Source organism: Lewinella sp. (genome assembly GCF_050633125.1).
In the GTDB taxonomy this organism is placed as follows: domain Bacteria; phylum Bacteroidota; class Bacteroidia; order Chitinophagales; family Saprospiraceae; genus Lewinella.
Genome location: NZ_JBOEFX010000020.1, coordinates 31,691 through 45,603, shown reverse-complemented (window position 1 = coordinate 45,603; position 13,913 = coordinate 31,691). Strand labels below are relative to the sequence as shown.

7 protein-coding genes are annotated in these 13,913 nt (G+C 44.8%); 2 read left to right on the top strand and 5 right to left on the bottom strand.

The annotated features are described in order from the left end of the window. Positions 1–36: 36 nt before the first annotated feature. From ACRBG0_RS05120 to ACRBG0_RS05100, 5 genes are all read right to left on the bottom strand, one after another. Complete coding sequence (locus ACRBG0_RS05120) at positions 37–1,236, bottom strand: glycoside hydrolase family 26 protein (RefSeq protein WP_431485827.1); 1,200 nt, start codon at positions 1,234–1,236, stop codon at positions 37–39. Between the two features lie 282 nt (positions 1,237–1,518). Then, complete coding sequence (locus ACRBG0_RS05115) at positions 1,519–3,663, bottom strand: glycan-binding surface protein (protein WP_431485826.1); 2,145 nt, start codon at positions 3,661–3,663, stop codon at positions 1,519–1,521. An 89-nt stretch (positions 3,664–3,752) separates the two neighbouring features. After that, complete coding sequence (locus ACRBG0_RS05110) at positions 3,753–4,970, bottom strand: glycan-binding surface protein (RefSeq protein WP_431485825.1); 1,218 nt, start codon at positions 4,968–4,970, stop codon at positions 3,753–3,755. Between the two features lie 87 nt (positions 4,971–5,057). After that, entirely contained in the window at positions 5,058–6,719 is a 1,662-nt protein-coding gene (locus ACRBG0_RS05105; RefSeq protein WP_431485824.1) for a RagB/SusD family nutrient uptake outer membrane protein, read from the bottom strand. A gap of 61 nt (positions 6,720–6,780) precedes the next feature. Continuing rightward, entirely contained in the window at positions 6,781–10,008 is a 3,228-nt protein-coding gene (locus tag ACRBG0_RS05100; protein WP_431485823.1) for a SusC/RagA family TonB-linked outer membrane protein, read from the bottom strand. Between the two features lie 278 nt (positions 10,009–10,286). Between ACRBG0_RS05100 and ACRBG0_RS05095 the strand changes: the two genes are divergently transcribed. Together ACRBG0_RS05095 and ACRBG0_RS05090 are read left to right on the top strand one after the other, a co-directional pair. After that, on the top strand, positions 10,287–12,728 hold the full coding sequence (locus ACRBG0_RS05095; RefSeq protein ID WP_431485822.1) for a DUF5060 domain-containing protein: 2,442 nt from the start codon (positions 10,287–10,289) through the stop codon (positions 12,726–12,728). A 6-nt stretch (positions 12,729–12,734) separates the two neighbouring features. Next, complete coding sequence (locus ACRBG0_RS05090; RefSeq protein WP_431485821.1) at positions 12,735–13,817, top strand: SGNH/GDSL hydrolase family protein; 1,083 nt, start codon at positions 12,735–12,737, stop codon at positions 13,815–13,817. Positions 13,818–13,913: the final 96 nt, after the last annotated feature.

Sequence of the window (13,913 nt, the reverse complement as noted above, 5' to 3'; positions counted from 1 at the left end):
TTTATTAAAGTGGTTGTGAGAAGTAGATAGAAAAATTTAAGGGTTGAGCGCTTGTTGTTTCTTTCGTGCAGCAGCCCTTTGTTTAGCTTTATAAAGTTTAGGAGTTTGGTCTGCCATCATGATGATGGAGTCTTGGCAGAATTCAAGAAAATTAGGCACACTGGTATGCCCTGGGTAAGGTGCGTAATGATGAGTAGGGCGGGCGTTTCGCCAAACCAACACCCAGGCAATTCTGCTGGCCACCGGGTCGGCAGTAATGTAATGTAAAAGGCGGTCTGTCCACCAATTATCCTCGGGGATCGCCTCCAACCCTGTTTCCGTAAATGCTGCTACTTTGTCTTTTTCATCAGCAATATCAACCAGTATTCTTAGCCGTCGGGTAAGTTCAGAAGGGTCGTTGAGCGGGTTTACATCGTGGTAATCATCAAAGCCCAGAATGTCTACATATTTATCTCCCGGATAACACTCCAAGTAGTGGAGTTTATCTGTAAAAATATCGGGAGAATAACAGTAAAGTACATTGTGCACATTACCGATATCTCGAAGATAGGTAACCGTAAATTTCCACAGTGCTTTATATTCTTCTTGCGAACAGTGAGGCTGCCCCCACCAAAACCAACCTCCGGTATGTTCATGAAAAGGCCTGAAAACGACCGGAACATAACGCTTGAAAAGAAAACCTGTATGGAGGCTTTTGAAAAAATCAGCTAATAGGTCGAGCCTGGCTTTATAAGCTTCATGCTTGACACCGCCGGGCAAGATGGCTGCAACTACATTTTCGCCAACATCCCATGAGTCTCCCTGTGTAACAAAATTATCTGCGTGCCAGCTGATGGTATTAATACTTCCCATCTTATAAGCCTCGATAATCAAGTTGCGCATATCATTGAAATAGACGCTGTCTATATTGTAATCGGTGGTTCCGAGCTTGCTTACATCCCATCCGAAAACAGAAGGGAATTGGCCGCAAACATCATTGATATCAGAACGAATAGCTGATGATTCTTTCCTCCAATTCACCCCATAAGCCAAAGCGTCTTGGTGGCCGAATAAGATGTGCTCAACTGACAGCTTTTTCAAGTTGGCATAAAGTGCCCGCGTTTGTCGGGTAGCATCAGGATCAGATAAGCTAACTGACTTGAAGTCATTTTCGTCACCCAACAACTTTGCACACTCGGGACTACCCGATAAGCTATTGGTGACGATGAGCATTAAAAGAATAAAAACCAGTCTCATGATATTAGTATTGCGCAGAAAATAAACTGCGATTTTCCTCAAGTTTTCCAAACAGTTAAAACACTTAAAATGAAGCACTTATTCAACTATCACGGGAAACAACCACGCATGTAGACGCGAAGCGACCACGAAGTAGCGGCGTAGCCAAATCGCTTTTTATTTTCGTGCTGTTCCTTAGTGATTATCCGAATAATTCAGCGCGACAAGGGCATGAGTTACCCCGAATTTTGATGATCATCAAAATCCAGAGCAACTCATGCCTAACTTGTATGCTAATTAATTCTATTGAAGTTCAAAGCGAACATTATCAATACAAACATTCACTTGAGAGTCGCCTTCATTGAAGGCTAAGCCAAAGTCAGAAGTAATATTATTAAGGTCAGCGATCGTCGTTGATCCCGATCCGTAATCATCGGTAAACTCATTCAAAGGAATGGTTACAGTAATCCAACCATTGGTACTAAAAGAGCCCGAATCTGCCCACGGCGCCCAACGATGCCAAAAACCTTCAGAACCATCGTCTTTTAATCGCCAATGGAAAACCCCTCCAGTAATCGGCTCTAAAACATTGATATCAAATTTTAAAACATAATCATCAACATTGGTACCAATAGCTGCACCAGGGAAATTATCAGAGCCATTCCGCCAGAAAGCCCCAGTCCAACCGGAAAGTGACGCATTGACTCTGTAATAACTGGAGCCATCTAAAGATAAAGCAGGGTCATTTTCAACTGCTCCTGTATCCCCCCACCATGAGCCAAGGGCATCAAAATCAAAGAAGACCAAACTTGGGTCAGCTACAGGGTCTACGCCCTGAATATTAATTTCCGGAGAAAAGAATTCTTGCCCCTCAAAGGTGATGAACTTGATATTTCCAACGCCAGTCATAGTTCCTAAAGGAATGAAAACTTCAATCAAGGTAGACGTCTTCTGCCCAAACATAGTAGCAGTAACATCACCTGGGAAAATTACCTCATTGATTTCATCAAGGTCTGTACCTACAATGGAAATCATATCGCCAGGGCCAGCCATTGCCGGCATACTTGTGATCACCGCATTTGTAGTCACCAGAAGTTCCAGTTCTACTGTTTGCAATATCATCGTACCATTTGGCATAACTAATGTCAATGGCCCCGAAACTGCTCCGATTGGGACATCTACTGAAACCATGTTAGCCATAGCACTATTCACATCTACCTGGACATCACCACTAAAAATGACGCTGCTAACCAAGTCCATATCGGTACCTTCGATAATAATTTCATCACCAAACGCAGCACTCGCCGGACTAACGGTTGCCGCTTGAGGCTCAACAAGCGCTAGTACATTGCCGGTAACTACGCTCTTGTCTGCATTTGTAGTAAAAGTAATGGCCGCTTCGGTCGCACCTAAAGGAACGTTAACCGTAATTTCGGTAGCAGAGCCTCCGCCCTGAATGGAGCCCGATTGATCGCCACCAAAAGTAACGCTCACAACGAGATCAAGGTCTTGGCCTGTAACAGTGATATCTGTTCCATTTTTCGCAGGATTCGGTGAAAAGCCAGTAATCTGAGGCACGAGCATCTCCAGTTCTGTTTCAATCGGTACTTGTATCAATGAAGCAGGTACTAAATGAACCGTACCATCATGGGTATTGTCAGGCACCATCACTTCAATAGTAGTCGCACTTTGGCTTTCAAAAACGGTTACATCATCAACACCTTGAAATAAAATTTTCTCCGTCAAATCCAAGTCCGTTCCTGTGATGGTAAGCAATGTACCCGCCTTCACCGGGTTAGGTGACATTGACGTTGCTACTGGTGTAGTCACGAGTAATGGAGTCTCTGTTTCCACAACAATCGGCATGGTTCCTCCTTCTGCCAGACTCAGCAATAACAGGGGCGCACTTTGTGCCATCTCTGGTACAACAATCTCAATTTTCTCTTTAGACTGGCTCACAAAAGCAGTATCACCTAAGGCTTGATCTATACCAAATACAATGCTGGTAATGAGGTTCAGGTAATCACCATTAATGGTCACCAGATCGCCAGGTCGAACGGTTTCCGGGCTAAAAGAGGTAATCTCTATCGGCTCCGAGATGGTCAATTCGCTAATAGAAATAATATCACCATCCGTAGATTCCAGGATAATTTTACCTTCTTGGGTAGCTTCCGGAATAGTCAATTTTATTAACGTAGGCGTATGTGTCGTGAACGAAGTAACATCTACATTCTCTGGTAACACCACGGCTGAAACACGGTCGAGGTTTTTACCAATAATCGTTAGTTCACCACCACGCAAAGCAGGTGAAGGGCCAAATGCGCTCAGCACGACACGGTTAGCATCACCTGGTTCATCATCGTCCTTCTTACAGCCATTAAACAGGCTTATTCCCAACGCCATCACAAGTAGCAACACCAGTGCTGACAGGTTATATGATTTATTCATAATTTTTATTTATTCTGATGGAATCCTGTCGGATTTGAGTACTGCCAAAGCAATGACTGAATCCGACAGGAAAAGAAGTCTGGTTAAAATTATAGTTTGACAACACGTACATTATCGATCGCCATATTCACGTCATGTGTACTCGATGCATCACCAAAGAACATGATGCCCATATTGGTATATGGAGACAAGTCGTCCAATTCCGCCGGATTTCCATCTTTGTCAATATTGAATGCTGTCAACGGAATGGTTACCGTCTCCCAGCCATCAGTCACAAAGAGGCCATTAGCTTCCCAAGGGCTCCAGCGCACCATAGGTTCTGGAACATCCCTGCCACAATTAGCCGGGCCTGATGCAAAATCCCCGAAAAATATTTCCAGCGGAATTTCACGCCAATCGAAAGCCACATTGATTTCAAAACGAAGCCCCCAATCATTGACACTTGCAGTGCTTGGAAAAATGGGGATATTGCCACGTCCGGTTTCTGCGTCGGCTGCATCGTAAAACATGTTAAGCTCATTCACCCACTGCCAGGCACCTACACCTTGCATTTTAAAGTAAGTATAGCCATTATCACATGGTGCAAAACCACCATTAGCCAAATCGGTACCAATGGGTGAATTCCAGGAACGGCTAACCCTGTCGTCATAGTTCAAGGCCACGTTTCTGTCGTCTCGGAAAAGAAAATCAGAAACAGCAACGCCAAAATTAGTGCTGATACTAATCGGCCCAGGCTCCACTCCTTCCGGAACGATGACTGCTAACTGTGTTTTATCCAGGCTCGCAATCTGTGCTTCAACACCTCCGGAAAAAGTTACCGTTACGGGTTCAAAGAAGAAATCTCCCGTCAAGATGGCCATGTCCCCGGTGGCTACATATTCGCTCTTTATTTTGGTAACAATCGGAGACGGAACGTTGATTTTAAAATCGTAGAGCAGCTCTTGACCATTGGCAAAAACCAATCGCATTTTATCGTTCACTTCTACGGGCACACTACTAGGTACATTCACCAGAATGGTCTCTGATGTAATGTAGGCAGGGTTCAATGATGCAGGTTGATCGTTGAACCAGATTTCAACAGTATGCTGTAAATCCTGACCTACAATTGCAATCAGCCCACCCATAAAGGCTCCCGTCAAGAGAGAATCAGCTGCGGTGGGTTCCGTCGATCGAATAAAAAATATTTCAGGGTTACCAACATCGGTAACCGCTCCAGGCATATCGTCTTCTGAACAGGAGGTCGTAAAGTTGGCAACCAGCATCAGACAAAATGCAAATAAGAGGGTTGATTTATTTAAAATTTTCATTGTTGACTTTTTTGCTTTCCAAATGGAGAAAGAAGAAGCCAGGTGTTAAGTAATCAGAACTCGCCGCCTGGTTTTTTTTGCTCTCTTTTAATTGAAGTCGTAATCCACTGCTGGTTCATCAGGGCCTAACATTGGGTTAGATACGACCTCTGCAGAAGGAATGGGTAACCAAAATTGTGATTCATTGATAGAAATAGGAACACTTGGAGGGTTCTCAATATAACCTTCTATAGTGTTTTCATCGGCAGCACCTTCTCCCGTGTCACGGTAGTAAGTAACCTCGCGTTCCATACCATTAAGGTAGGCCAACGCTTCACTTGAACTTCGGTAAGAATAGCGCTTGATATCAAACCAGTTGATTCCCTCCAAGGCAAACTCTATCCTTCTTTCCTTAATGATATCCAGGAACGTCAGGCTTTGCTTTGGTAACAAGCCTGCCCGTGTACGAATAGCATTGAAATACTCTAGTGCCGTAGGATCTGTTGTAACATTTTGCCCACCAAGGGTAGCTTCGGCATAAACCATATAAGCCTCTGCCAAGCGTACCAAAATGCTGTTAATACGTGTTGCCTGACCGGTAGAAACACCTCCGTCGGTATCAACACTACTGCCAATAATGTACTTTTTCAAGTTATTCAAGGTAGGCGCTGCATTTTCCAAAATGGTGTTCGGATCATTAGGATCACGATGAACAATAGAATAGGTATAGCCTCCATCTTGGGTACGAATTTCAGGATAATGGTCACCATGCGACATGTAAATAGCTGGTTGTCGCCTATCTCCTCCTTCTACCTGCTGAAGGAAATCGTAGGTCATCCCTTTGTCCCCCCCCCAGGCTTCTGTGTTTCCAGTAATGAGGCTGCTTCGGGCCCAGTTGGCCTGACGGCTATTCCCCAGTGCATAAGCACCTTCCATCCACTGTAATGCGAATAATGATTCTTCATTATTGTTATTTTCATACTTGAAAATATCCGCGTAATTCGGCATTAAGTTCAAACCACTTTGAGTAATAACTTCTTGGGAAAACTGCTTAGCCAAATCGAAATTTTCTGCCGATTTGGGGTTGCTCAAATCTGAAGCGATAGTCAAGTGTAGTTTCGCCAACAAGGTTAATGCCGACCACTTTGTCACTCTTCCGGGTGTGCCTGATGCTGGCAAATTTTGAGAAGCAAATTCTAAATCACGACGAATAAACTCGTGTACACTACTACGTGTATTCTTCGGTAAGAAGAAATCATTGCTTACCACAATGGCTGTTGAATTTTCAACAATAGGCACCTCTCCCCAATATTCAGCAAGAAGGTAGTAAACCATTCCACGGATAAACCGAGCTTCACCAAGTGCTTCATCAATCACACGCTGATCTACATTACCTGCCGCTGCGCGAGGCATATCGTTGATAATGGAATTGGCGTAGGAAACAACCCTGAATAACCCTTTCCAGCCAGTGGACAGGTGAGCGTTACCAGAATTAAAAGAGAATAGGAAAAACTGGCCTTCCTGGTCCCAGGTATGTAATAAGTCACCGGCCATGGCATCACCTGCACACCAGGCAAACTTATCGTTATAGTCAAACCAGGGATAACCATACAAAGCAGCTGTTGCAGCTTTTATTTCCGCTTCACTTTTGAAAAAGCCATCGGCGGTAAGACGATCAACAGGTTCAATTTCCAAGAACTCTTTCTGGCATGAGCTTGCTACCGCAAAGACCGCCAGCGTTAATATTATATTTCGAAATAATGGTTTCATCTTATATTGATTTTGTCAGCCTATCACTTAAGGAGACTGCTAAAATTTGAACAATTGGTCTCTAAAAGTCTACATCAACCCCAAAGGTGTACAGGCGTGGAGAAGGGTAACGGCCCATATCAACGTTCTGTAACAAGGGGTCCTGATTGAAAGAACCAATCTCAGGATCGTAGCCAGAATAATTAGTGAAAGTGTATAGGTTTTGAGCATTCACGTAGAACTTCATATGCTCAACATGGAATTTTTGCGTCAACCGCTTTGGAAGCGTATAGCTGAAACGAACATTCTGGATACGAATGTAAGAGCCATCCTCGATGAAACGATCCGACATCCGGTTGTTCCGGTTATTGTCATTGGTCGCTGGTCGTGGAATATCCGTTCCAGGGTTAAGCAGATACACATTTGCTGGATCATCAGCATCACCTGCCGGGTCAATCAAGCCAATCTGCGCACGATCTTTTACGGTAGCAGCTTGGTTGTTAAATACACTGGTTTGGCCTTCAATAATTACCCTGGAGTAATTGAGGACTTCGCCTCCAATTGCTCCGTTGAGGTAAATGGTCAGGTCAAAAGGGCCATAGCTGAAGTTGTTGTTAAACCCAAAAGTAAAATCAGGGTTTGGATTACCAATAACACGCTGATCATTGACGTCAATGACACCATCACCATTGAGGTCCTTGTATTTCACATCGCCTACCCAAACGCCTTGGGTTTTGTTCATCAAATTGCGGCCGTTAGGGTTTTCGGAGGTAATATTCCCATCTGAAACCTGAACCGCGTGGTTAAGAATATCGTTTTGATCAGCAAACAAACCTTCTACCTCATAGCCATAAAACATGCCAACAGGTGAGCCTACAGCGGTACGTGTCGCTGTTTGGAATTCACTGTACCAGTAGAGGTTTCTCCAGTAAATACGGGAATCTTCATCTAGCCCCAAAACCTTGTTCCGGTTTTGAGAATAAGTAAGATTGGTCGTCCACTTAAACTTATTGCCAACGATATTTCTAGTGGTAAGTGACAAGTCGAAACCTTTGTTTTCCATGCTGCCTACGTTGGCAAAAGGAGCACTGATATCATTGTAGTTGGTTCCTCCCAAATAGCTGGGGATCGATAACTGGAGCAGCATATCGGTCGTCTCCTTTTGGTAAACATCTACCGTAAAGTCAACACGGCCCTGGTATAAAGACAAGTCAAGACCAGCATTAAACTGCTTGGTAGCTTCCCACTTAAGATCAGGGTTAGAGATTTTCTCCAGGCGGTAACCAGTACCAAAAGGCGTATTAACCGTCAACAGAGAAGACCCATAAAGGTAGTTGGCGATGGCCTGGTTGCCCACTTCACCATAGCCTACACGAAATTTCATGTCATAGATAGCTTCTACATTTTGCAAGAATTTTTCGTTACTCACGCGCCAGGCAAAAGAACCGGATGGGAAATACCCCCATTTGTTGTTTGGCCCAAATTTAGAAGATCCGTCGGCGCGAAGTGTGAACGTCAACAGGTAGCGGCTATCAAAAGAGTAGTTTAAGCGGCCAAAATAAGAAGCCAAGGAGGCGGCATCTTTCCAACCATCGGTACTTGATGTTTCATCGTCGCCCTCGCTTAGCACCTGAATATCGTTGCTGGAAAATTGCTTCTTGGTTATCGTTGTGCCTTCCCAGTTCGATTTTTGTGCTTCGGTTCCGATCATTGTCGTCAACCCGTGCTTCTCACCAAACTTGGCTTCATGAGTAAGGTAGTTTTTCCAAATCCAGAAGAAATTATTCTCTTCCCGCTGGCGAAGCTGGTTTTCGTTGTTTTCTAACACGCCCCAGTCGTAGGTAGGGTGGAAGGCTTTGTTGAGACTGTGATTGTTATCGAAACCAATTTCTGAACGGAAAGCCAAGTTGCTCATCAACTGAATATTTCCAGATACATTGGCCATCAAACGTTGACGGTTAAGCGTATTGTTTCGTAGCAGTGCTGCTCCAACCGGGTTGTAGCTAATATCAGAAGTGTTGCTACTAGGGCCGGCAAATTCCCCATTGATATCTCTTACAGCAACATCCGGAGGCATCACCAGTGCTTGCATAATCACACCGTCTCCGCCATCATTAAGCGTAATTTTCTCGTCGGTATCAGCGAAAGCAAGGCTGGCACCTATTTTGAACCAATCATTGACCTTGGTATCAAGGTTGACACGGGTTGTCAATCGTTCAAAGTTAGAACCAACGATGATGCCGTCTTGCCCAAAATATCCCCCAGAAACAGCATACTGGGTATTCTCGTTACCACCAGAAATAGACAACTGGTGACTTTGCATTCCTGCATCACGAAATATCTCATCTTGCCAGTTGGTGCCATTCCCTAAAAGGCTAGGATCAAGGTAACGCTGATTGACCTGACGGTCTAGGTCATTAGCTATTTGTACCTGATAAGATGCATAATCAGGCAAGGCCATCATTTCAAGCTTATTCGGTAAAGTTTGTTGAGCATAATAGCCATTGTAAGATATTTTCGACTCTCCACTCTCCCCACGACGAGTAGTAATGAGTACAACACCATTGGCTGCACGCGCACCATATATGGCTGTTGCAGAGGCATCTTTGAGCACCTCAATTCTCACAATATCATTAGGATTGATAGAAGAAAGCGGATTTACTCTATTCTGGCCATTGGCACCACCAGCCCAGTCGAAACCGGAGACCGAAGCTCCATCGCCCTGAAACGGTATACCATCAATTACATAAAGTGGCTCACTTGATCCCGTAATTGAGTTGGAGCCTCGAATACGAATAGAGGCGGCCCCTCCTGGTTGGCCAGAGTTTTGTGTTACCTGTACACCGGCAACTCTACCTTGCAAGGCCTGATCAATATTGGTAGTGACACTACTTCGGAGTTCATCCCCAGATACTGAAGAAACAGCCCCGGTAAGATCATCTTTCCTTGCTGTACCATAACCAATAACGACGACAGCATCAAGTAAGGATGCATTCGTTTCTAGCACTACTGCATAAGTACTTTCCGTCGTGACCATAAGAACCCCTGGCTGATAGCCTGTATAGGTAAAGTGAATTTTTTCTCCTGTATCTGCACTAATCGAAAAGCGACCATCAACATCGGTAACAGTACCTCTGCTAGTGGAGTTTTCTGCTAAAACGGTCGCACCAATAAGTGGTTCACCATCGTCTGATGTCACAGTCCCTGTAATGGTTCGTAGCTGTGCACTCAGGCTCAGACTACTAGCCATAAACAAGACCGCAAACAGCAGCTTGTAGCTGTGGCGTCGGCTGTAGATTGTACGTTTCATATCCATGAATACTATTATTTAGTGAGGTGTAATCAAAATGATATCCTGAGTTCAAAGGTAAACTCAAAACATTCTTCCATTGAGCGCCCTGCCGAACAAATAAGGGGGGTATTCTTTTCAATATCACCCAAAAACTAGGGTAGCGTTACACACGCACCTCACATTTGCAGCAAACAGGCAGGTAGAATCTTTGCCTATTCTCGTACCTTCCCAATCCTGGATTCCGAACAATACACTAGACAGAACCCACCTATTAATATTTACCTATAGCATTTCCAATGAAAACAATAAAATATTTTTCTTTCCTATTATTGAGTAGTGTAGCCTTAATCACCAAAACGGTGGCCTCTCCCCTACTTCCACCACCTCCAACCATCCACTTTGTAGAGGTACTTTCTCCGGTGGTGGAGCTCTACGACAAGTTTGAATTAAAGTTGGAAGTAAGTGCTATTTATGACAACCCTTACGACTATGAGCAGGTGGCCATACAGGGCATTTTCGTATCCCCTTCTGGTCTCGCAACTACGGTCGATGGCTTCTATATGCAGGATTACGAATTGGAAACAAGCAACGGTAGTTTAAGCACCATTGGTGCTGGAGAATTCCGCCTACGGTTTGCACCCGATGAAACAGGTACCTGGTCTTTTCACCTCACCATAGCGGATGCAACGGGGAACAGCCAAACGGATAGCCAAACATTCATGGTAGAGAATGTTTCGTCGGCTCAAAACCACGGGTTTGTACGCACGAGTTCTACCAATTACCTTTCTTACGATGATGGAGAACAGTATATTCCAATAGGTGAAAACATGGCTTGGCAAAATAGCAATGCCTACACCAACTACAAAAGCTGGCTGGATGGCCTGGCAGACGGCGGGGGAAATTTCATCCGCCTGTGGCATGCCCATTGGGGCCTGGGCATCGAATGGGAAAACGGGAACGGTTTTGAAGGATTGCGAAAGTATAAGCAGTCAAACTGCTATTACCAGGATTGGCTCTATGATTACTGTGCCGAGCGGGGCATCACCGTCATGCTGGCCCTACAGCATCATGGCCCGGTATCCAGCCAGGTCAACCCCAACTGGAACGATAGCCCCTATAATGTTGTCAACGGAGGAATGTGCCAAAACACCATTGACTTCTTCACAAACGAGGAAGCTCGTTCTGTCACCCAAAACAGATATCGCTATACCGTAGCTCGCTGGGGTTACTCGCGTAGCATCCTCTGCTGGGAGCTTTTTAATGAGGTGAAGTGGACAGACAATTTTGAGCTCTATAAAGATTCGATTGCAAACTGGCATATTGAGATGGCGGCCTATTTAAAAGAAATTGATCCGCAAGAACGTATTGTTACCACCAGTTACGGAGATGACACAACCGACGAAAATGTGTGGTCGCACCCTGACTTCGATCTCACCCAATCTCACCTTTACCTTAATGTCCCACAGCTTGAAAAGGCTTTATCTTCCGCTAACCAGAATTTCCTGGCAAGTTTTAATAAACCAACGCTGAACGGTGAATTTGGCCTGGGAGCAAGTGGGAGCCTTACAAATATGGACCCCGACGGCGTACACCTGCATAATTCCATCTGGGGTGGGCTATTTAGTGGTGCTTTGGGTACAGGCATGAGCTGGTGGTGGGACAGCTATATCCATCCCCGCGATTTGTATTATCATTTTACTGGCGTTGCTGAAGTTGCCGATTTGATTCCCTTTGATGCAACCAATATGCGGCCCACCTCTGCCTATGTTGAAGGAGCGCCTGCCGAACTATCAATAGCCCCCACCTTGGGCTGGGGAACCATTGGTACCGCTGAGATCACCATTGATGAAAATGGAGAAATATCACCCGCCAATGCAGCACTAGCCCTTTTTCTTTACGGCAATTGGAACGGTATCTACCGGAGCCCTCCAACCTTCACGGTAACCTTTCCTCAAGGCAGTGAGTTTACCGTTCGCACGGGCAGTGAACTCAGCACCAACCCTCGGATAGTCATTCGATTAGACGGGGTTATTGTGCTGGACCAAGCTGGGGTAACCGACACGGACTATACCATTGTAGTTCCGGCTGGCACACACGAAATCAATGTCGATAATACAGGCGATGACTGGATAAATATTGCTTCATACAATTTTGGTGATTTGGGAACACAAATAGACGACTATGTCCTTTCAGCCCAAGACAAATCTGTTATTACCGGCTACCTTCTGAACAAAGATTACAATCATCAATACTTAGCCAATAATGGTGAACCTTCGTTTGTACCTGTAGGGACTGAACTGGTTATGGATGGTTACCCGAATGGAGCCAACTATACGGTTAGTTTTTTCGAACCTCTAACAGGAGCGCTGTTGTATACCGACCTAGCAACGGCCAGTAATAGTAAATTGTACATCCCCTTGCCACAATTCGTGTGGGACCTTGCTTTTATAGCAGAAGGAGAGCCTGTTGGCACAAAAACTGTCAGAAAGAATTTAGCATTTGATGTCTTCCCGAATCCAGCGAAAGCTGGAAGTCAAATTTCCCTTGACATTCCTAATATCGAAGCAGCTACACTTCAAGCAGATTTATTAGACGAAGCAGGGAGGTCCTTAAAATCACTGTCCTTAGAAAACCAGGCTTTCCGCCTTCCTGCTCTCCTGCCAGCAGGGATGTATTGGGTACGAGTACAGCAAGGTCAAAAAGTTGGGCTACAGCCATTGGTCATTATCAAGCAGTAATAGCATATGAACGACAAGCTCTTTTCAAGTGTAATTTTGTTAGGTTGGCTTATCCTTGTTTTGGCAAATTGTGCAACAAGTAAGGACGCTGTAGCCAATACTTCGTTCTTTTCGGCGGATCATGCCTTGCTGAGATATACTGGCCGCATTGATTTTAGTGATCTGCGATTGCCCAAATTCTACCAGCCTGCCAGCTACATCGAAGCCGCTTTCAAAGGAAAAAGTTGTGGGATAATTGTAGAAGACCAGCAACTATGGGGTAATCAAAACTACCTAGAGATCGTCATCGATGGTGTAGAATACCGTCGACAAACTAAAACCGCAAGAGACACTTTGTTTTTTGACAATTTAGGTAACGGGCCCCATCAATTGCAAGTGTATAAAAACACGGAAGCCAATATTGGCTGGGTGGCAATAGCAGGGCTTATTTGCAAAAAACTGGTGCCTTTGCCCGCTGAGCCTAAGCGAAAAATGGAATTTATTGGCAACTCCATCACCTGCGGAGCCAGTGCTGACGCATCAGAAATACCTTGCCATACGGCTAAATGGCACGACCAACACCGCGCCTACAGCAGCTATGCCAGTGTAACGGCTCGCAACCTAGAGGCCAGCTGGCACCTCAGTTCTGTTTCCGGGATAGGGCTGATCCGCAGCTGTTGCGAAATGGATGTATTGATGCCGCCAGTTTACGACAATATTGATATGAGAGGTGACAGCCTAGACTGGGATTTTGCCAATTACCAACCTGATGTGGTATCAATTTGCTTGGGGCAAAATGATGGCATCCAGGATTCCGTGGCCTTTTGCAGTGCTTATGTGTCATTCATTCAAACCATAAGATCTCATCATCCTCAAGCTCAAATTATTTGCCTGACCAGCCCGATGGCCGATGATCACCTTACCAAGACTTTGCAAAATTATCTCCGGGGTATTGTAGCAGCAGTAAACGAGAAGGGCGATCAAAAGGTAACGAAATTCTTCTTCTCCAAATCTTACACGGGTGGTTGTGATACCCACCCTAGCGTGGAGGAACATGCGCTGATTGCTGCTGAATTGACTCCCTTTTTAAGGCAATTGATGGGGTGGTGAGAATTAGCGTGAGGTTTGGCCCACGTTAATATATTCTTGTGTTGTCTCTAACGGTTTTTACTCCCCAAATAAATTTTCTTACAGAAATAGTACTTT

Bases quoted from the DNA above. Each gene is read 5' to 3' on its own strand.
- ACRBG0_RS05120 (WP_431485827.1), bottom strand. From the start codon at position 1,236: ATGAGACTGGTTTTTATTCTTTTAATGCTCATCGTCACCAATAGCTTA.
- ACRBG0_RS05115 (WP_431485826.1), bottom strand. From the start codon at position 3,663: ATGAATAAATCATATAACCTGTCAGCACTGGTGTTGCTACTTGTGATG.
- ACRBG0_RS05110 (WP_431485825.1), bottom strand. From the start codon at position 4,970: ATGAAAATTTTAAATAAATCAACCCTCTTATTTGCATTTTGTCTGATG.
- ACRBG0_RS05105 (WP_431485824.1), bottom strand. From the start codon at position 6,719: ATGAAACCATTATTTCGAAATATAATATTAACGCTGGCGGTCTTTGCG.
- ACRBG0_RS05100 (WP_431485823.1), bottom strand. From the start codon at position 10,008: ATGAAACGTACAATCTACAGCCGACGCCACAGCTACAAGCTGCTGTTT.
- ACRBG0_RS05095 (WP_431485822.1), top strand. From the start codon at position 10,287: ATGAAAACAATAAAATATTTTTCTTTCCTATTATTGAGTAGTGTAGCC.
- ACRBG0_RS05090 (WP_431485821.1), top strand. From the start codon at position 12,735: ATGAACGACAAGCTCTTTTCAAGTGTAATTTTGTTAGGTTGGCTTATC.